This window comes from Micromonospora sp. NPDC005163 (assembly GCF_053599835.1).
The window spans coordinates 1-19,716 of sequence record NZ_JBSFYP010000030.1; the positions used below are offsets into that span (position 1 = coordinate 1).

The 19,716-nt window shown below is 70.9% G+C and carries 16 protein-coding genes and 2 pseudogenes; 7 read left to right on the forward strand and 11 right to left on the reverse strand.

Going from position 1 to position 19,716, the window contains the following annotated elements:
* Positions 1-226: 226 nt before the first annotated feature.
* Both ACWD6N_RS20920 and ACWD6N_RS20925 read left to right on the forward strand, forming a co-directional pair.
* A pseudogene (locus tag ACWD6N_RS20920) lies at positions 227-1,577 on the forward strand (IS30 family transposase).
* A 7-nt stretch (positions 1,578-1,584) separates the two neighbouring features.
* Positions 1,585-1,890, forward strand: a pseudogene (locus tag ACWD6N_RS20925) (integrase core domain-containing protein); the annotation flags it as partial.
* A 769-nt stretch (positions 1,891-2,659) separates the two neighbouring features.
* Here ACWD6N_RS20925 and ACWD6N_RS20930 read toward each other — a convergent pair.
* Complete coding sequence (locus ACWD6N_RS20930; RefSeq protein WP_450005073.1) at positions 2,660-3,394, reverse strand: methyltransferase; 735 nt, start codon at positions 3,392-3,394, stop codon at positions 2,660-2,662.
* A gap of 199 nt (positions 3,395-3,593) precedes the next feature.
* On the opposite strand from ACWD6N_RS20930, the gene ACWD6N_RS20935 reads away from it, so the two are divergent.
* On the forward strand, positions 3,594-4,034 hold the full coding sequence (locus tag ACWD6N_RS20935; protein ID WP_354965384.1) for a VOC family protein: 441 nt from the start codon (positions 3,594-3,596) through the stop codon (positions 4,032-4,034).
* A gap of 9 nt (positions 4,035-4,043) precedes the next feature.
* On the opposite strand, the gene ACWD6N_RS20940 is transcribed toward ACWD6N_RS20935, so the two are convergent.
* From ACWD6N_RS20940 to ACWD6N_RS20950, 3 genes are all read right to left on the reverse strand, one after another.
* Positions 4,044-4,964: an NAD-dependent epimerase/dehydratase family protein gene (locus ACWD6N_RS20940; RefSeq protein ID WP_450005074.1), complete on the reverse strand. Its 921-nt coding sequence runs from the start codon at positions 4,962-4,964 to the stop codon at positions 4,044-4,046.
* Between the two features lie 109 nt (positions 4,965-5,073).
* Positions 5,074-5,916, reverse strand: a complete 843-nt coding sequence (locus ACWD6N_RS20945) for a CPBP family intramembrane glutamic endopeptidase (RefSeq protein ID WP_450005075.1) — start codon at positions 5,914-5,916, stop codon at positions 5,074-5,076.
* Positions 5,917-5,953: 37 nt separating this feature from the next.
* Positions 5,954-6,697: an SAM-dependent methyltransferase gene (locus ACWD6N_RS20950; protein WP_450005076.1), complete on the reverse strand. Its 744-nt coding sequence runs from the start codon at positions 6,695-6,697 to the stop codon at positions 5,954-5,956.
* Between the two features lie 100 nt (positions 6,698-6,797).
* Between ACWD6N_RS20950 and mug the strand changes: the two genes are divergently transcribed.
* Positions 6,798-7,373 carry a G/U mismatch-specific DNA glycosylase gene (gene mug / locus ACWD6N_RS20955; RefSeq protein ID WP_354965380.1) on the forward strand — a complete coding sequence of 192 codons (576 nt, stop codon included), beginning with the start codon at positions 6,798-6,800 and terminating at the stop codon, positions 7,371-7,373.
* A gap of 6 nt (positions 7,374-7,379) precedes the next feature.
* On the opposite strand, the gene helR is transcribed toward mug, so the two are convergent.
* Complete coding sequence (gene helR, locus ACWD6N_RS20960) at positions 7,380-9,524, reverse strand: RNA polymerase recycling motor ATPase HelR (protein WP_450005117.1); 2,145 nt, start codon at positions 9,522-9,524, stop codon at positions 7,380-7,382.
* Positions 9,525-9,840: 316 nt separating this feature from the next.
* On the opposite strand from helR, the gene ACWD6N_RS20965 reads away from it, so the two are divergent.
* Positions 9,841-10,938: a calcium:proton antiporter gene (locus ACWD6N_RS20965; RefSeq protein WP_450005077.1), complete on the forward strand. Its 1,098-nt coding sequence runs from the start codon at positions 9,841-9,843 to the stop codon at positions 10,936-10,938.
* Positions 10,939-10,966: 28 nt separating this feature from the next.
* On the opposite strand, the gene ACWD6N_RS20970 is transcribed toward ACWD6N_RS20965, so the two are convergent.
* The 3 genes from ACWD6N_RS20970 to ACWD6N_RS20980 form a co-directional block, all read right to left on the reverse strand.
* Complete coding sequence (locus ACWD6N_RS20970; protein ID WP_450005078.1) at positions 10,967-12,241, reverse strand: RNA polymerase sigma factor; 1,275 nt, start codon at positions 12,239-12,241, stop codon at positions 10,967-10,969.
* 2 nt (positions 12,242-12,243) lie between these two features.
* Entirely contained in the window at positions 12,244-12,636 is a 393-nt protein-coding gene (locus tag ACWD6N_RS20975) for a YciI family protein (protein ID WP_354965402.1), read from the reverse strand.
* Between the two features lie 545 nt (positions 12,637-13,181).
* Positions 13,182-13,544 carry a hypothetical protein gene (locus ACWD6N_RS20980; RefSeq protein ID WP_354965376.1) on the reverse strand — a complete coding sequence of 121 codons (363 nt, stop codon included), beginning with the start codon at positions 13,542-13,544 and terminating at the stop codon, positions 13,182-13,184.
* A 181-nt stretch (positions 13,545-13,725) separates the two neighbouring features.
* On the opposite strand from ACWD6N_RS20980, the gene ACWD6N_RS20985 reads away from it, so the two are divergent.
* A complete protein-coding gene (locus tag ACWD6N_RS20985) occupies positions 13,726-14,469 on the forward strand; it encodes a neutral zinc metallopeptidase (protein ID WP_450005079.1) in 744 nt (247 codons plus the stop codon).
* A 122-nt stretch (positions 14,470-14,591) separates the two neighbouring features.
* Positions 14,592-15,248, forward strand: coding sequence for an HAD family hydrolase (locus ACWD6N_RS20990; RefSeq protein ID WP_450005118.1), 657 nt, complete (start codon positions 14,592-14,594; stop codon positions 15,246-15,248).
* A 62-nt stretch (positions 15,249-15,310) separates the two neighbouring features.
* Here ACWD6N_RS20990 and ACWD6N_RS20995 read toward each other — a convergent pair whose 3' ends face one another.
* The 3 genes from ACWD6N_RS20995 to ACWD6N_RS21005 all read right to left on the reverse strand — a co-directional run bounded on the left by ACWD6N_RS20995 (position 15,311) and on the right by ACWD6N_RS21005 (position 19,674).
* Positions 15,311-17,866: an ABC transporter permease gene (locus ACWD6N_RS20995; RefSeq protein WP_450005080.1), complete on the reverse strand. Its 2,556-nt coding sequence runs from the start codon at positions 17,864-17,866 to the stop codon at positions 15,311-15,313.
* Positions 17,866-18,633, reverse strand: coding sequence for an ABC transporter ATP-binding protein (locus tag ACWD6N_RS21000; RefSeq protein WP_354965373.1), 768 nt, complete (start codon positions 18,631-18,633; stop codon positions 17,866-17,868). The genes ACWD6N_RS20995 and ACWD6N_RS21000 overlap by 1 nt, the downstream gene beginning before the upstream one ends.
* A 354-nt stretch (positions 18,634-18,987) precedes the next feature.
* Positions 18,988-19,674: a response regulator gene (locus ACWD6N_RS21005; RefSeq protein ID WP_450005119.1), complete on the reverse strand. Its 687-nt coding sequence runs from the start codon at positions 19,672-19,674 to the stop codon at positions 18,988-18,990.
* Positions 19,675-19,716: the final 42 nt, after the last annotated feature.

Genomic DNA, 19,716 nt, shown 5'->3' on the forward strand with positions numbered 1-19,716 from the left:
TTGCTCTCGACGCGCTGAAGATGGCGATCTGGCGCCGCGAGAATCACGGCGCTGACCTGCGCAAACTGGTCCATCACTCGGACAGGGGAGTCCAGGGTGGATTCAACTGGTCGTCGCAACACCTTGATCACGGAGGTTTGCGATGGGGCGCGGCAAGAGGCAGATACCTGAGGTGCCGGCTGGTGCGCGGCGCCAGTGGGCGTCGGATCGGGCATTGCGACCGTCGATGCGTTCACCGGGCCGGCCGGAGCCGTCTCGTGCGGTGCAGCGGGACTTTTGGCGGCGGATCGCGTCGGGAGTAACGACGGTAGAGGCCGCGGAGGCTGTGGGTGTGTCATGGCCGGTCGGGTCCCGGTGGTTTCGTCACGCTGGCGGCATGCCGCCGATCAGTCTGGACGAGCCCACGGGCCGTTACCTGTCATTCGCCGAGCGCGAGGAGATCGCGCTGTTGCGCGCTCAGGGGGTCGGAAGTGCGCGAGATCGCCCGCAGGATCGGACGCGACCCGGGAACGATCTCACGCGAGCCGCGCCGTAACGCGGCGACCAGGGGCGGTAAGCCGGTCTACCGGGCTCTGGTGGGGCAGTGGAAGGCGCAGCAGGCCGCGAAGCGCCCGAAGACCGCGAAGCTCGTGAGCAATGGCAGGTTACGCGAGTACGTACAGGACCGGCTCGCCGGCGGCGTCCGCCGACCCGACGGCACGATCGTCACCGGGCCTGAGCCGCCCGCGTGGAAAGGGCTGAACAAGCCGCATCGGCAGGACCGCCGCTGGGCGACGGCGTGGAGCCCGGAGCAGATCTCGCACCGGCTCCGTGTCGACTTCCCCGATGATGAGTCCATGCGCATCAGCCACGAGGCGATCTACCAGTCACTGTTCATTCAGGGACGTGGAGCGCTCAAGCGTGAGCTGGTTGCGTGTCTGCGCACCGGCCGGGCGCTGCGGATTCCCAGAGCGCGGTCCCAGAACAAGCCGCAAGGGCATGTCACTGCCGATGTCGTCCTCTGCGAGCGCCCCGCCGAAGCCGCGGACCGCGCGGTCCCCGCGCACTGGGAAGGGGATCTGATCATCGGGACGGGCCGCTCCGCGATCGGCACGCTCGTCGAGCGCGCCAGCCGCTGCACGCTTCTCGTGCATCTGCCTCGGTTGGAGGGCTGGGGCGAGAAACCACCGGTGAAGAACGGTCCCTCGCTCGGCGGCTACGGCGCTGTCGCGATGAACACCGCGCTTACGACATCGATGACGAAGTTGCCCGCGCAGTTGCGCAAGACCCTCACCTGGGACCGCGGGAAGGAGCTCTCCGGTCATGCGCAGTTCACCCTCGATACCGGCACGACGGTGTTCTTCGCCGATCCGCACTCGCCCTGGCAGCGGCCGACGAACGAGAACACGAACGGGCTGCTGCGTCAGTACTTTCCGAAGGGCACCGACCTGTCGAGGTGGTCCAACGAGGACCTCGAGGCCGTCGCCCTCGCGGTCAACAACCGGCCCCGCAAGATCCTTGGCTGGAAGACCCCGGCCGAGGTCTTCGCCGAGCAACTACGCTCACTACAACAGCCCCGTGTTGCAACGACCGATTGAACTCGCCCAGTATCGAGCGATTCGCTACAGCCAGCGGCTCGCCGAGGCCGGCGCTGTCGCCTCGGTCGGCTCCAAGGGCGACTCGTACGACAACGCGATGGCCGAGGCGTTCAACTCGCTCTACAAGGCCGAACTCGTCCGCAACCGAGGTCCGTGGCGCGGGCTCGACGACCTGGAGATGGCCACCGTCGAGTACATCGACTGGTACAACAACCGCCGCCTGCACGGCGAGCTCGGGCACATCCCGCCCGCCGAACACGAGGCCCTACACGCGATGACCCAGCCGGTCACCGCAGCCCTGAAAACCAGCTAACCAACTCTCCATCAAACCCGGGGCTTGACAGTGCTCCGGCTCCAGGATGGCCGAGGGCTGCGTCGCCGGGTTGCGGTCCGTGGACCGTTGCGGGAGGCTCCGTCCTGGCCGCACGGGTGATCGTTGGCAGCGACCGAATGGCCGGTCGTGAGGTGGCGGCCATGTGGTTGGGTATTCATATGGATGGCGCCAGCTGGGTTCGCTCGTAAGCTCGTCAGCCTCCCTGCTGATTTCTCTCGCCGCGTTGGCTTTCACAGGGTTCTCCTTCCGGGATACGCGACGGCAGGACCGGCGAGATCTATTCCTCAAAGTTCACGAGCGGTTACTCGACCCCGATTTGCAGCGAGGGCGCAGACTTCTCTTCTCCCATGCTCGGACCGTTGAGGCGGTCATTGAGTTGCGAGATCAGCAGGCAGAGGAGTTTGACTTGATCAACCGCTCACTCGCAATGTTTGACGTCGCCGCGATGTACGCGGCCAAGGATTACATAAACGAGCGGGACTTCCTTGATGAGTGGGGTCCTTCCTATGGGCGTTGCTGGCTTGCTGCGGACGCATTCTTGCAAGTCAGATTTGGTGGCGTCCGGGGCGGAGCCCCGAGGGGGTGGCCCCACTTTCGGGTGCTGGGTCCAGTGGCTGCCAGTACCCTGGACCCGATTCCGGCACCTGCGCCAAGGCCGTCTGACCGGGGCGGCCAGGCGAGCCTGGCTGAGTGAGTGCCCGGTGGGCCGGTCAACAGGGGGCAGCAACACAGATTTCCGGTAAGACGTTCAGGCGGTTCGGGTCACTCGGTACGTGTAGTAGTCCACCCGCATCCCGTCCTTCACCACGTCCCGGGTCGCCACAACCTCGGGCGTAAAGCCCTCCTCGGCGAGCAACTGCCGCAGATAACCGAGGTCACCAGAGGTGCCGAAGAAGATCAGCATGCGGCCGTTGGCGCGGAGATGCCGGCCGGCAGCGCGGACGAACGTGGTCAGCGCGCCGTAGTTGGCGTCGGTGGCAGCCATCTCCAACAGGTCACGCGGGGCGAACCACCGGAACGGTGGATCGAAGATGATCAGATCAAAGTCACCGTCGACCGCGCTGAACACATCGCTCTGTCGTACGTCGATTCGCTCCGACACGCCATTGCGTGCCGCGTTGTGTCGGGCGGCCTCGACGGCTCGCGGGTTGATGTCGACCGCGACCACGTCGGTCGCCCTGGACGCCGCGAGGATGCCGTTCACGCCGCTGCCCGTGCCCATGTCCAACACCCGGTCACCGGTCTCTACCTCGGCCAGCACGGCTTCACCGAGGACATCGGACACCGGGGTGATCGGCATAACTTCCGGTGGCACGTCCAGTGTCAACCCCAGGTAGTCGAACGTCTGCCCCGCCCCGGCCTCCGCTCGCAGCGATTGATAGGCGTCCTCGTGCCACCGGTGGATCTCCTTGGCATGTGCCGCGGTGACCGTCGGCTGGTAGCCCGTCTCAGCGGTCGCCGATGGCCGGCTGGTGTCGGTCATCCGGATACCGTAGCCACCGGCGACCTGACCCGATAGTCGATTCCTTCCCTTCGCGCCACCCGACTGGGCCGCCACCGTTGGATCATCGAGAGGGCAGGTCCGGAACAGGATGCTGCAGAGGATGTCGAGAACGGCACGGCGGCTCCGTCTCAGGGGTGGATGCGGCCACCGTGGCCGTACCACACCAGGGAGATTCAGCATGACGATCCAGCGGATGGACAACGTTCTCATCGTTGTCGACGACCTTGACGCGACGATTTCGTTCTTCGTCGAACTTGGCATGGAGCTGGAGGGCAGGGGGCCGATCGAGGGGCGTTGGGTAGAGCGTGTCATCGGGATCGACGACGTCCGACAGGAGGTCGCCATGCTGCGGACCCCGGACGGCCACGGCCGAATCGAGCTGGCGATGTTCCACGCGCCGAAGGCGATCAGCGCCGAGCCGAAGGACGCACCGGCGAACACGCTGGGCATTCGGCGCATCATGTTCGCCGTCGACGACATCGAGGACGTCGTTGCCCGCCTGCGCACCCACGGCGCCGAACTCGTCGGCGAGCTGGCGCAGTACGAGGACAGCTATCGACTCTGCTACGTCCGCGGCCCCGAGGGCATCATCGTCGGACTGGCCCAACAGCTCAGCTGACGGCCGATGCTATGCGGTCGCCGTGTCGACGAAGGTCTCGCGGAGCGCCGGGTCCAGCGTCCGGCCGGTCGTCGGCTCGATGAACAGCTCGGCGAGCAGGAGGTCGGCGAGGTGGGTCGGGTTGACGCCCGACTCCTTGCGGCTCAGGGCCTGCAGCGCGCCGCCGAGCCGTAGGGAGGCCTTGACCGCGCTGGCGGGCAGGCGAGCGACCCGGCGACGTCGCCCGACCGCCTCGGCGATGCGCGCGAGCATGTCGTTCCACGTGAGGTTCTCGTCAGCGACCGGAATGTCCTCACCGCGGGACTGCTCAAGAGCGTCCACCGCCACCTCGCCCACGTTGCGCGCCGAGGCCGCGGCGGTCCCGCCGACGGGGACGGCCAGGGGTGTGCGTGACCGTGCCCAACGGTCCAGCGGAGCGGACCAGTTCGGTAGCCGGTCGCCGGCCCGGCCGAAGACGAACGGCAACTCGAGCACGGCGACCGGTAGATCCGGGCCGGCGGCCGCCCGTCCCTCCCGGGTCTGCTCCACCCGGCACCGGATGTACGTGTGGCGGGCCGCGAGTCGCCACTGCGGACGCAGCCGGTCGAAATAGGTGTAGTACGAGCCGATGACGACACCGCGCGTGAGACCTTCCAGGCGGGCGGCCGTGAACAGGCGCACCACCGGCTCGACGTTGTCCCGACGAAACGTCGGATAGATCGGCTTGCGCAGCGGTCGCTGTTCGTCCGTGCGGGTGGCGTACACCACGCCGTCGTGACCGGCGAGCAGTGCCCGCAGTTCGTCGACGGAGGCAGACCCGACATCGATCAAATGATCAACACCCGGGTGGGCGGTACGCGCCACCGTCGTCGCGGCATGGCCTCGCTCGCGCAACACGTCCACGACATGGGCACCGATCAGACCACTTCCACCCACCACAAGTATTCGCACGCTGAATCGTCCACTCTGGAGCCCGTTGCTTGTCAAGTCGCGACCCGGGTGCCGCCGGCTCCGGACGGTCCCGACGTTGCCGTGGCGCCCACGTCCTCTCGCGTGTTCGTCAACGGATCGGGTCCGGTTCCCGGGCCCGCCAGTTCAGGTTGTTTCGGTAGCGACGTTCCATGGCCATCCAGCCGAGAGCGAACGGCAGCCCGCCCAGGGCGACCAGCCCCAGGACGTCAGCTCCGACCACGTCGAAGACGGCCCCCACGTCTCCGAACAACTGGGCGACGGTCTGGAAGGCGAGGTGGAAGCCGATGCCCGCCCAGATGTCACCCGTGGCGACGCGGAAGGCGCCGAGCAGGAGCGCGAAGACGACGAAGAGCAGGAGTCGGTCGGGGGAGGTGGCGGCGCCGACGAGGAACCCGAACAGGGTGAACGACACGGCCTGGCCGATGACGGCCTGCCAGGCCGGCAACCGGGTGGCGAGGTTGCGTTGCAGGTAGCCGCGGAAGACGAGTTCCTCCGGCAGCGCCTCGTAGAGCAAGACGAGCACGACCAGGAGCGCCGCCACCCGCAGGGCGTCGGCGGCGGAGGTGCGCAGGCTGATCTCGACCCAGCCGAAGCCGAGCCAGAGCGCGAACCCCAGGGCGGCGGGCACGAGCCAGCAGGCCATGCCGAGCAGCAGACGCCGCCAGCCGACGCGCAGCGAGGGCAACCCGAGGCCGGTCCAGGGTCGCCGATCCAGCAGGCGGCGGGCGGCAACCACCAGGGGTACGACGAGCAGCGTCGTAAGGACGGCCCTGGTGACATGGGTCGGGCGGTCGTAGTCACGGCCGAGCAGGGCACCGTGGTAGACGAACAGCCACACCAGCACGGTGCCGGCGAACACGATGAGGATTCGCCAGTGCGGGGCGAGGCGAGCGTCGCGGGTTGCACGGGGATCGCGAGGTCGACCGCTCACCGCGCTCACCGTAGGCACTGAGGTCAAGGACGGACCGTCAGCGGCCCAGGACGAGATACGCGAGGCCGAGGATTCCGCGATAGACCGAGACGTACTGGCGCAGCCGCTCGTCGAGTTCGGCGCGGACCTCCGCCGCGCGAGGATCCTCCGGGTACGTCAGCAGCCACTCCTGCCGGCCGGCGAGCCAGGTGGACTCGAAGTCGTCCCACTCCCGTTGGTCGGCGGTGCTCATGTGCAGGACCCGCCAGCCGCGCTCGCGTGCGGCCTCGACGAGGCCCGGCAGGTCGGTGACCTCCGTCCCGAAGATCTGCTCGGCCTCAGTGCCGGGGGGACGCTCCCAGTACCCCTCGCCGAACAGCAGCCGTCCACCGGGCCGGACGACCGCGGCGAGCGCGTCGAGGGCGGCGCCGGTGCCGCCGAAGGCGTGCGCGGAACCGATACACAGGACCCGGTCGGCCGGCTCCTGCCAGGCAGCCGCCTCTCCCATCACGAACGCGACGTGCCGGTTCAGTGACCGGCCGGCGGCCTGCCTGCGCCCTCGGGCCAGTGCGGCGTCGTCGGTGTCGACGCCGACGCCCCTCGTGGCGACCGGGCCGGCGACACCACCCGCGGCGACCGCTCGGAGCAGCAGTTCACCCCAGCCGCAGCCGAGGTCGAGCACGCGCGCGCCGGGACGGACGTCGAGCCGCTGGAGCAGCAGGGACGCGTGCTCCTCGGACAGCGGAGTGTTCCAGCGCATCCGGGCGTAGCGGCTGGAGGCGAGGTGGTCGATTGACTGCATCCGTTGAGGGTGTCAAGTCATGATCGACGGTGCACGGCCGGGCCGCCCCGTGCGCCGGAAGCCGTGATCGGGTGGCGGGTCGTACGGCAGGATCGGTGGGGTGGACACCGGCGAGCCGGGGCATTTCCGGCGGCGGCCGACCCCGCAGGAGGTCGCGGCGGCCGCCGGCCGGGGGTTGGTGGATGTGATCGGTCCCGGCCTGCGGGTGCTGTTCTGCGGCTTCAACCCGGGCCTCTACTCCGCCGCGGTGGGAGAGCACTTCGCCCGGCGGGGCAGCCGCTTCTGGCCGGCCCTGCACCGCTCCGGCTTCACCGACCGGGAGCTGCGCCCGTGGGAACGCGACGAGCTGCTGCGGCAGGGCCTGGGGATAACCAGCCTGAGCAACCGGGCCACCGCCCGCGCGGACGAGCTGACGCCGGCCGAGCTGGTGGCCGGGGTGGCGGGGCTGGCGGTGAAGACCGAGCGGCATCGGCCGCGGTGGGTGGCCATCCTCGGGGTGACCGCGTACCGGATCGCCTTTGCCAGGCCGGGAGCCGGGCTGGGCCCGCAGCCGGATCGACTGGGCCCAGCCCGGGTCTGGGTGTTGCCCAACCCCAGCGGCCTGAACGCGCATTTCCCGCTGCCGGCGTTGACCGCCCAGTTCGCGGCGCTGCACGAGGAGACGCTCCGCCGGTGAGAACCGTCAGGAGCTCGTGAGGACGACGAGTTGCTGGGTCGCTCGGGTCATCGCCACATAGCGGTCGACCGCTCCCTCGATTCCGGTGCCGAACGCCTCGGGGTCGACCAGGACGACCAGGTCGAACTCGAGCCCCTTCGACAGCTCCGGGGTCAGCGACCGGACGCGGGACGTCGTCGGGAAGGTGGGGTCACCGATGACGCAGGCGATGCCGTCGGCGTGCGCGGCGAGCCAGGTGTCGAGGATCGAGCCCAGGTCGCAAGCGGATCCGTGTACGACGGGGACGTCGCTGCCGCGGATGGACGTCGGCACGTTGGCGTCGGGCAGCACGGCCCGGATGACCGGCTCGGCCTCCGCCATGACCTCCTTCGGCGTCCGGTAGTTGATGCTCAGGGAGGCCAGGTTGACCCGGTCGAGCCCGATCCGTTCGAGCCGCTCCTGCCACGACTCGGTGAACCCGTGCCGCGCCTGGGCGCGGTCGCCGACGATGGTGAAGCTCCGGGACGGGCAGCGAAGCAGCAACATCTGCCACTCCGCGTCGGTCAGTTCCTGAGCCTCGTCCACGACGATGTGCGCGAACGGGCCGGCGAGCTGGTCCGGGTCGGCGCCGGGCAGGGCGGACTCGTCGACCAGGGCGTCCTGGAGATCCAGTTGGCGCAGGCTCGACAGCACGCCCTCGCCGTCGTCATAGGCGTGGGCCTCGATCAGTTCGTCGACGACCGTGGCCATGCGCTCGCGTTCGACGGCGACGATGGCTTCCTGCCGACGCTTGCGCCCGGACGCCTCCGGGTCGCCGAGCCGCTGCCGTGCCGCGTCCAGGTACGGCAGGTCGGACACCGTCCAGGCCTGGGCGTCACCCCGCTGGAGCTTGCGAATCTCCTCGGGGCTGAGCCAGGGCGCGCACCTGCGCAGATAGGCGGGCACCGACCACAGGTCACCGACGAGGTCGGTCGCCTCGAGCAGCGGCCAGGCGCGGTTGACGGTCGCGAGCAGTTCCCTGTTCCGCAGCAGCGACCCACGGACCAGGTCCTCCGGCTCGTCGCCGTCGTACCTTTCCAGCAGGATCGTGAGCAGTTCCTCCCAGATCTCGTCACGCGCCTCGTTGTGCGGGGTGCCGGGCCCCGGTGCCGTGAACGCCTCGGCCCAGTCGTCGGCGCTGAGCCGGATGTCGGCGTCGCCGGCCGTGACCGTCATCGGTTCGGCCGGCGGCTCCTCGTAGAACCGGACGGCCGCCTCGATCGCGTGCACCAGGTTCGCGGACGACTTCAGGCGGGCCACGTCCGGGTCGGTCTCGACGGTTGCCGCGGCGCCCTCGGGCACGAGGTCCCGCAGCGTGCAGGTCTGCACGTCCTCCTCGCCGAGGCTGGGCAGGACGTCGCCGACGTAGGCCAGGTACGGCTGGTGCGGCCCGACGAACAGCACCCCGCCCCTACGGTGACCGAGGCGAGGATCCGAGTAGAGGAGATAGGCGGTGCGGTGCAGCGCGACGACGGTCTTCCCCGTACCGGGACCGCCGTCGACGACGAGAGCGCCGCGGGACCCGGCGCGGATGATGGCGTCCTGGTCGGCCTGGATGGTGCCGAGCACGTCCCGCATCTGGCTGGACCGGCTGCTGCCCAGGCTGGCGATGAAGGCGGACTGGTCGTCGAGCGCGGCGTGCCCCTCCAACCCGTCCGGGGTGAACACCTCGTCCCAGTAGTCGCTGATCCGGCCGCGGGTCCAGCGATACCTGCGGCGGCTCGCCAGACCCATCGGGTTGCCGTGGGTCGCGCCGAAGAAGGGCTCAGCCGCGGGGGAGCGCCAGTCGAGCAGCAGCCGACGACCCGTGCTGTCGGTGAGGCCGCGTCGTCCGACGTACACGGGCTCCGGGTCGTCCGCGCCGACCACGCGTCCGATGCACAGGTCCAGACCGAAGCGGCGCAGTGCGCTCAGGCGAGCGGTCAACCGGCGGACCTCCATGTCCCGGTCCACCGCCTGCCGGCCCTTGCCACCGGGCGCCTTGCGCGCGGCGTCAAGCCGGTCGGACAGCTCGGCGAGCAACTCCTCGAGGCTCTCCGCGAGGGCCGCGAAGTGCCGCTCGTCGCGGTCGACCAGCGGCGGGTCGGCCTTGGGGGAGAGGTGGTCGGGAAGGTCGAACACGCTGGTGGTCAGAGGGCTCACGTCATTGGCTCCGATCTGAGGCCGCGGGCAACCGTTGCTCGGATTTCCGCAGGTCCTGGCCTCGGTCGGCGATTCTGAAGCACGACCCGGGTCTTGCCGCAAGCCCCCCGGTGCGCTATACGTTAGAAGTGGCGGGGAGTGGGTGTGCCCTCCTTTCCCTTGATCGTCCGGTGTGACGGACACTTTCCGCGCGATGCGGCGGCCCGCCGGAAATCAGGGTTTTCGACCGTAGTGGAGAGTGCCCCCACCGCGGCACGGCTGCGTCGATGGTGGGCACATGATCACCTGACCTGGCACTCTTTAGGGCATGGCCGCCCTGCTTCGATCTCGAATGACCGACTGGACCGTCGCCGTACCCGTGCTCGCCGTGCTGGTATTGATCCTGACGTGGGGGCGGGACCTACCCGCACCCGTCGTCGTGGTCGTCGCGGCGCTGCTGGGTGGCGCGGTGCTCGCGGCCGTGCACCACGCCGAGGTGGTCGCCCACCGGGTGGGCGAGCCGTACGGCTCCCTGGTGCTCGCCGTCGCGGTCACGGTGATCGAGGTCGCCCTGATCGTCACGCTGATGATAAGCGGACCGGAGAAGACCCAGTCGCTCGCCCGGGACACGGTCTTCGCCGCCGTGATGATCACCTGTAACGGGATCCTCGGCCTGTCCCTGCTGCTCGGGGCGCTGCGGCGGCGGGTGGCGGTGTTCAATCCGGAGGGCACCGGCGGGGCGCTGGCCACCGTGATCACCCTGGCCACCCTGAGCCTGGTCATCCCGACCTTCACGGCCCGGCCCGGCCCGCAGTTCAGCCCGGCCCAGCTCACGTTCGCCGCCGTCGCGTCGCTGGCGCTGTACGGGTTGTTCGTGCTGGTGCAGACCGGCCGGCACCGCGACTACTTCCTGCCGGTCGACAGCCAGGGCCGGGTCATCGACGCCGAGGAGCACGCGAAGCCGCCGACGACGCGAGCGGCGCTGGTCAGTCTGGGACTGCTGCTGGTGGCGCTGGTCGCCGTGGTCGGCGACGCCAAGACCGTCTCCCCGACGATCGAGGCCGGGGTGGCGGCGGCGAACCTGCCCCACGCGTTCGTCGGTGTCATCATCGCGCTGCTGGTGCTGCTGCCCGAGACCCTGGCCGCAGCCCGCGCCGCCCGCCGCGACCGGGTGCAGATCAGCCTGAACCTCGCGCTCGGCTCAGCCATGGCCAGCATCGGCCTGACCATCCCGGCAATAGCGATCGCCTCGATCTGGCTGGACGGCCCGCTGCTGCTCGGCCTCGGTGGCACCCAGCTCGCGCTGCTCGCGCTCACCGCGGTGACCGCGGTCCTGACGGTGGTGCCGGGCCGGGCCAACGTGCTGCAGGGCGGCGTACACCTGGTGTTGCTGGCAGCCTTCGTCTTCCTGGCCGCCAGCCCCTGACCCGCCTGCGGTAAGGAAGGGCCCCTTCTCAACGCCAGGCGTTGAGAAGGGGCCCTTCCTTACCGGGGTCGTCTGCCAGGCGGTCCGCGCGGGCGTTCAGGTAGCGCTGCTGGGCCAGGTTCGTCGACCGCGCCGCCGCCGTTCGGTACGCCTCCCGCGCCGCAACCCGTTCACCGGTCAGCTCCCACAGGTGGGCGCGGGCGGCCGGGAGGCGGGGATCGTCGGCCAGCCGGGTGTCGTCGGCCAGCTCGGCGAGCAGCGCCAGCCCGGCCGGCGCGCCCCGGCTCATCGCCACCGCCACGGCGTGGTTGAGCGCCACGACCGGGTTGTCGGAGATGGCCAGCAGCACCTCGTACAGGGCGGTGATCTGGGCCCAGTCGGTGGCCTCCGCGCTGGTCGCCTCGTCGTGCACGGCCGCGATGGCCGCCTGGAGCTGGTACGGCCCGACGACCCCGCGCGGCAGCGCCGCGGTGATCAGTGCGACGCCCTCGGTGATCTGGTCGGCCCGCCACCGGCCCCGGTCCTGCTCGGCCATCGGCACCAGCTCGCCGTTCGGGCCGATCCGGGCCGGGGCGCGGGCGTCGGTGAGCAGCATCAAGGCGAGCAGCCCGGTCACCTCGGGATCGTCCGGCAGCAGGCGGTGCACCAGCCGGGTCAGCCGGATCGCCTCGGCGGTCAGGTCACCCCGCAGCAGCCCCGGCCCGGCGGTCCGCGCGTACCCCTCGGTGAAGATCAGGTACAGCACGTGCAGCACGGCGGCGAGCCGGTCGGCGCGCTCCGCGCCGGTGGGCGGCGCGAACCGCAGCCCGCTGGCCCGGATCCGCTGTTTGCCCCGACTGATCCGCCGGGTCATCGTCGCCTCCGGCACCAGGAAGGCCCGGGCCACCTCGGCGGTGCTCAACCCGCCCACCGCGCGCAGCGTGAGCGCGATCTGCGAGGCCGGCGACAGCGCCGGATGGCAGCACAGGAACAGCAGGATGAGCGTGTCGTCGGCGTCCGCCGGCGGCCGGTCGGCGGCGGGCGCCTGCCACTGCTCGGGGAGCACCCGCCGCGCCACGGCGTCCTCCCGCCGCATCCGGGCCTGCTCGCCGCGCAGCAGGTCGGTCAGCCGGCGGGACGCGACGGTGATCAGCCAGCCCCGGGGATTCTCCGGTACGCCGTCGCGCGGCCAACCGCTCGCCGCGGCGATCAGCGCCTCCTGGACGGCGTCCTCGGCGGTGTCGAAGTGCCCGTAGCGACGCACCAGCGCGCCGAGGACCTGCGGCGCCAGTTCGCGCAGCAGGTCCTCGACGGGCTTCGGCATCGTCAGCCGGCCAGGTCCTCGACGCCGTCCAGCACCGGCCGCACGTCCACGTACCCGCCGGGGGAGTCCGGGTCGACCAGGCCGGCGGCGATCTCCGTGGCCCGGTCGAAGCTGGCGCACTCCACGATCGTGTAGCCGGCCAGCACCTCCTGCGTCTCCGGGTACGGGCCGTCGGTGACCACCGGCGCGCCGTCGCGCACCTGCACACGGCGGGCGTGCACCGGTTCGCTGAGCCCCCGGGCGTCGACCAGTTCCCCGGACTCGGCGAGCGCCTGGTGGAACGTCTCCATGTGCTTGTGCATGGCCGCGATCTGCTCGGCCGACATGGCCGGCCGGTCGGTCGCCCGGCCGGTCAGCACGTCGTAGTCCTGCTGCGAGCCGTAGAGCAGGATCATGTACTTCACGGTGGTCCTCCTGTTCCGGCGCCGCGACGGCGCCGCTTCACCAGAGACGTCGAAGCCACCCACCCCACCCGGACACGCTACGACCCCCCATTTCCAACCCCCACCCCTCAACGCGCGTCGATCATGAAGTTGTTGTCACGACACGCCGTGCCACCCCGCAATAACCTCATGATCACTGGGCCGGGCCGGGCCGGGCCGGGCCGGGCCGGGCCGGGCGGGGCCGGGCGGGGCGGGGCCGGGCCGGGCGGGGCCGGGCCGGGGCGCGCCGGGCGGGGGCGCGCGGGGTGGGGTGGGTGGTGGGGGGTGGTTAGCGTGGCGAGATGACGACCGTGTGGGTGGTGGTTGGGGTCTTCGCCGCGGTGGCGGGTGCGGCCTTCGGGGGTGTTGGCGTGGCGCGATCGGGCGGGCGGGAGCTCCAGCGAGGACAGCACGGCCGGCCGGGCCGCGCGGGCCAGACAGCAGCGGTACGAGGCCGAGCGGCACGGCGACCAGGGCGACACGTGGCAGCGGAGTCGCGACGGCACGGGTTGACCGCTCTACTGACCGTAGGAGAGCCGCAGCCGGTTGTTGATCAGGTAGTTGAGCCGGTGTCGCAGGTATCCGAGGGTGCTCTCGCCCGGCAGTTCCCCGTCGGTGGTGAGCGTCCAGCGCAGCGCGCAGTCCGAGCCGGGCGGCTCGGGAGCCAGGTCGAAGCGGATCCGGTCGAGGGGCCGGTGCGGCCACAGCGACGACCAGATCAGCAGCACCGGCGCGTAGCCCGCCACCACCCGGGGCGCCACCTCGTCGTCGCGAAGCTCCAGCCAGGGCCGGCTGCCGGCCTCGTACGGGTCGCGCAGCGACCGCCACACGATGTGCGGCGGGGCTGGCTGGCTGCGCCGGCGGCTGCCCAGCACGTGCACGACGACCCTCCTCACTGGACGGCGACCCGCCCCGGCCCATTGTGGCGGTTGAACGCCGGCGCCGTGAACCGCGCCTGAACCGTGAACCACCCGGCGGCCACGCACGTGAATGAGGTGGTGGGCGTGGTGACCGTATCGTCGGGGTACTGCGTAGCTCAGCACCGACGCCAGGGGAGGCACCGTGGGGGCACGATCGGGGCGCGACGCCCGGGGTCCGCTGGTGGGGCTGCTGATCGCCGCGCTGGTGTCGGCCGCGTGCGCCGGCGGTGGGCTGGCCGAGCCCGAGGGTGAGCGCCCGACGCCGGACCGGTCGGCGGCCTCGCCGGGGCCCAGCACCACCCGGGCCGACAGCACCACCAGCGTCGCCGAGTTCAAGCAGGACGTCGCCGACGCCCAGGCGGTCGCCGAGCGGTACTGGGCGGCCCAGTTCAAGGCGTCCGGGCAGGGCTTCCAGCCCATCCGGCGGATCACCTCGTACCAGCGGGCGGGTGAGGTGTCCTGCGGCGGCCAGCCGCTGCCACGCAACAACGCGGTCTACTGCTCACGGGGCGACTTCATCGCCTACGACATCGCCTGGTCGGTGGCGGCGTTCCGGCAGGTCGGTGACGCGTTCGTGTTCTACCTGCTCGGGCACGAGTACGCCCACGGCATCCAGGTGCGGCTCGGCATCAACTACAGCTTCACCATCCAGCAGGAGTTGCAGGCCGACTGCATGGCCGGGGCGTACCTCGGCGACTCGGTGCGCTCCGGCGACCTGAACCTGGCCGAGGGTGACCTGGAGGAGTTCCGGGAGGGGGTGGCGGCCGTCGGCGACGACCCGGACCAGCCGTGGTTCGCCGAGGGTTCGCACGGCACCTCCGAGCAGCGCACCGAGTCGTTCTTCCGCGGCTACGAGCGCTCTCTGAAGGCCTGCGACCTGGGCTGACCGGGTTGCCCGCGTCACCCCGGCGCCCGCCGCCGCCATCTGCGGCGGCGGGCCCTGGCAGGATCGCCGGTGTGTCGGCCACGACCCTGGAGGATCCGCTGAGCAGCCATCACCCCGCCGCCGTGCTCTTCGACATGGACGGCACGCTGGTCGACAGCGAGAAGCTGTGGGACGTCGCACTGCAGGAACTGGCGCGGGAGTACGGCGGTGAACTCTCCGTCGCCGCCCGCCGGACGATCGTCGGCACCAGCATGGCCGAGTCGATGCGCATCCTGCACGACGACCTGGGCCAGCCCGAACGGGACCCGGGGGCCAGCGCGGCGTGGATCAACGCCCGGATCCTGGAGCTGTTCCGCGGCGGGCTGCGCTGGCGTCCGGGCGCGTTCGCCCTGCTGCGCGCGGTCCGGGCGGCGGGCATCCCCACCGCGCTGGTCACCTCCAGCGGCCGGCCGCTGGTCGAGATCGCCCTGGACACCCTCGGCCGGGACAGCTTCGACGTGGTCGTCTGCGGCGACGAGGTGGTCGCGGTCAAGCCGCACCCGGAGCCGTACCTGACCGCCGCCCGGCTGCTGGATGTGCCGATCGGCCGCTGCGTGGCGATCGAGGACTCGCCGACCGGGGTGGCCAGCGCGCTCGCCGCCGGCGCGGCGGTGCTGGCCGTACCCGCGGAGGCGCCGTTGCCGAGCATGCCCGGCGTACACCAGTTGGAGAGCCTGACCGGCGCGGACCTGGATCTGCTTGCCGCGCTGCTGGTCGACCGGGCCGGCGCGACCGGCTGACCGGGGGCCGACGGCACGGAACCCCGACGCCGCGAGCGGCGCCGGGGTTCCGTGGTGAGCGGTCAGTCGTGGGCGATCGCGCCCAGGACGTTGATCCGGGCCGCCCGGACCGCGGGGAGCACCGCGGCCACCACCCCGATGATCGCGGCGAGACCGAGGAAGACACCCATCTGCCCCCACGGCAGGATCAGGTCGGTGATTCCCTCGTCCTTGAGTGCCTCGACCACCGCTGCGCCGAGGCCGCTGCCGACCACCACGCCGAGCAGCGCGCCGAACACGGAGATCACCACGGCCTCCACGGTGATCATGCCCATGGTCTGCCCGCGGCGCAGGCCGATCGCCCGCAGCAGACCCAGCTCGCGGGTCCGCTCCAGCACCGACAGCGCCAGGGTGTTGATGATGCCGAGCACGGCGATCACGATGGCCAGCGCCAGCAGAATCTGGATCATCGTGAGCAGCGCGTCGAGCTGACCGGTCTGCTGCTTGATGAACGCTTGCCGATCGGCCACCGACACCTCGGGGCTGTCCGCGAGCAGCGTCTCCACCTGCGGCTGCACGTCGGCGACTCGAGTGCCGGGGGCCAGCTGGATGAAGCCCTGGATGGGCTGCGGGATGGCGAAGTCCTTCGCCGCCGTCACCGGCAGCATCACCGGGTTGGTCAGCTGGGACGACTCGTAGATGCCGCTGACCGTGTACGTCCGCGCCTCGCCCCGGGTCAGCTGCACGTTCACCGTCGAGCCCACCGACAGGCCGCGGGAGTCGGCGGTGTCCGAGCTGACCAGCATCTGGGTCGGGCTGAGTCGGTCGATGTCACCGGCGGTGGGCTTGGCACCGAAGATCTGCCGCAGCGACGCGACGTCGCTGCTCGCCGCGACCCAGGTGCTCTCGCCGTTGAGCTTCGCCATGTCGCCGTACTCGCCGTCGACCATCTGCACGCCGGGCAGGGCCTTGGCCTGGTCCAGCACCCCCGGGTCGAAGCTCGGCGGCCGCGGGCCGCCCTGCACACCGGAGATCACCAGCTCGGCCTTGATGGTGTCCTCGGCGAGAGCGCTGATGCTGCCCTTGGCCGAGTCGAGGATCACCGTGACTCCGGTGACCAACGCGATGCCGACCATCAGGGCGGCGGCGGTGATCGCGGTACGGCGCGGGTTGCGGCCCGAGTTCAGCCGGCCCAGCTTGCCCGGCACCGACCAGGAGAAGATCGCCCCGAGCAGGCTCACCACCGGCCGGCTGATCAGGGGCGTCAGTAGCGCCACGCCGATGAAGGCGAACAGCACCCCGCCCAGGATGGTGGGCAGCGTCTGGCCGCTGGCGTTGCCGCTGAGCCCGAGGAAGAGCAGCACCGCGCCGATGCCGGTGACCACCGACCCGGCGATCGTGATCTTGGTTAATGGCCGGTCCGGGGTGGCCACGTCCTGCATGGCGGCGATCGGCGGGATCCGGGACGCCCGCAGCGCCGGCAGCAGCGCCGCCACCACGGTGATCACCAGTCCGACGGCGAACGAGCCGATCACCGCAGCCGCCGGCACGCCGATCCCGGCCAGGGTGAGCCCACCGGCCAGCTTGCCGAACAGGAACGCCAGCAGCGCGCCCACGCCGATGCCGGCCGCCAGGCCGAGCACCGAGGCGATCAGCCCCACCGCGATGGCCTCCAGCACCACCGAGCCGATGATCTGCCGGCCGCTGGCCCCGATGGCCCGCATCAGCGCCAACTCCCGGGTGCGCTGGGCGACGATGATCGAGAAGGTGTTCAGGATCAGGAAGGTGCCCACCAGCAGCGCCACCGCGGCGAAGCCGAGCAGGATCTTGTTGAAGAAGGAGAGGCCCTCCTTGAGGCTGGCCGCGGCGTCCGCGGCCACCTGCTCACCGGTCTTCACCTCGTACTGCGCGCCCAGGGTGCGGGCCACGTCGTCGCGCAGCGCCTCGTCGGAGACTCCGTCGGCGGCGCGTACGGTGATGCTGCTGAACGCGTCCGGCGCGCCGAGCATCAACCGCTGCGCCACAGGGGTGGTGAAGAAGACCTCGTTGACCCCACCGATCGAGTCCCGGTCGCCGCTGTAACCGAGGATGCCGACGAGCGTGAAGTCGCGCTTCTTCGACTCGAACGCGGTGAGCACCCCGACCTTCTGGCCGACCTGCAGCTTCGCCGCCGTGGCGAGCGACTTGTTGATGACGATCTCGTCCTCGGCCTGTGGCCCGCGGCCCTCGCGCAGTTGCAGCAGTTCGCTCTCCCCGGTCCAGTTCTCGCCCAACTGCGGCGGACCGAACGAGGTGACCACCTTGCCGTTGCTGCCGATCACGCGGGCGCCGTCGGCGTTGACGATGCCGGTCGCCGAGGCCACCCCCGGCACCTGCTTCACCCGGTCCACCACCGCGGCGGGCACCGGGTTGGCGGTCTGCTCGCCCTGGACCTCGCTGACCTCCACCTTCGGCTTCGCCGCGACGTTCACGTCGATCTCGGAGAAGCCGTCGGCGAAGACCGAGTCGAAGGAGCGGCCCAGGGTGTCGGTGAGCACGAAGGCGCCGGAGACGAACATCACTCCGAGCACCACCGCCAGCCCGGACAGGATCAGCCGGACCTTGCGGGCCAGCAGACTCTTCAGTGTCGCCCGGAACATCAGTTGCCCACCTCGGTCGGGGTGTCCAGCTTCTTCATGGTGTCCAGCACCGTGTCGGCGGTCGGCTCGATCAGCTCCGAGACGATCTCCCCGTCGGCGAGGAAGACCACCCGGTCGGCGTATGCGGCGGCGGTCGGGTCGTGGGTGACCATCACGATCGTCTGGCCGTGCTCACGCACCGAGTTGCGCAGGAAGTTGAGCACCTCCGCGCCGGAGCGGGAGTCCAGGTTGCCGGTCGGCTCGTCCGCGAAGATCACCTCGGGGCGGGACACCAACGCCCGCGCGCACGCCACCCGCTGCTGCTGCCCGCCGGAGAGCTGCGCCGGCCGGTGGTCCAGCCGGTCCCGCAGACCGACCGTGTCGATCACAGTGTCGTACCAGGCCGGGTCCGGCTTGCGCCCGGCGATCGACAGCGGCAGCAGGATGTTCTCCTTCGCGGTCAGCGTGGGCAGCAGGTTGAACTGCTGGAAGATGAAGCCCACCTTGTCCCGGCGCAGCTTCGTCAGCCCGGAGTCGCCCAGCCCTGTGACGGTCGTCTCACCGATCGCCACCGTCCCCCGGGTCACCGAGTCCAGGCCGGCCAGGCAGTGCATCAGCGTCGACTTGCCGGAACCCGACGGGCCCATGATCGCGGTGAACCGGCCGCGTTCGAACTCCGCGCTCACCCCGCGCAGCGCGATGACCTGCGCCTCGCCGCTGCCGTACACCTTCCACACGTCGTTCGCCCTGGCCGCGGCCTGCGCCTGCTGGCCTACCGTCGCGGTCACGTCATCTACCTCTTCCGTCTCTGCCAATACGCGCCGCCCCCGCTGGTCCGGCACGACCGTTTCCATCATCGGCGCTGCACGCGCCCGTCCCGTCCGCCCACGGGGTGACCCGGCGCGGATTTCACGCTGCGGGTGCACCCCCATGCCGGCTCAGGGTTGCCCCTGACCCGACGGCCGGTCCACGTGTTTTCTGACCGGCGGAACGCTTCCAGGCCGCACGCTAGGAGCTGACCCCACGAGAGGGTCAACCGCGCCGAGCCATCTCCGGTCACGGTAGGTGAGCGCGGCAACCGGGGGCGTCGCCCCTGGGAGGGATCTGCGGGTACGCCGAGTGAGGTAGCTGCCGCCAGGGAGCTACGCCCGGGGACGGACCAGCCCCGACTCGTACGCCAGCACCACCGCCTGCACCCGGTCACGCAGCCGCAGCTTGGTCAGCACGTGCCCGACGTGGGTCTTGATGGTGGTCTCGCTGACCGACAGCACCGCCGCGATCTCGGCGTTGGACAGCCCCCGGGCCACCTGCACCAGCACCTCGCGCTCCCGGTAGGTGAGCGTGCTGAGCACGGCCGACGGCGTCGCCGCCGGGTCGGGCAGCAGGTCGGCGAAGCGGTCCAGCAGCCGCCGCAGGATCCGTGGCGCCACCACCGCGTCCCCGCCGGCCACCGTGCGGATCGCCGCGATCAGCTCCTCGGCCGGGACGTCCTTGGCCAGGAATCCGCTGGCTCCGGCGCGCAGCGCGCCCACGACGTACTCGTCCAGATCGAACGTGGTCAGCACCAGCACCCGCACCGGCAGTCGGGCGTCGACGATCGCCCGGGTCGCGGCCACCCCGTCCATCCGGGGCATCCGGATGTCCATCAGCACGACGTCGGGCAGCAGCCGGCGGGACAGCTCCACCGCCTCCAGGCCGTCGCCGGCCTCCGCCACCACGTGGAGGTCACCCTCGGCGCCCAGCACCATCCGGAACCCGGTGCGCAGCAGCGGTTGGTCGTCGGCGAGCAGGATCCGCACCGGCCGCGCCGAGGCCACCCGTTCGGTCATCTCGTCCCCCTGTCCCGCGCCGACGCCGTGCTGCCGCACCGG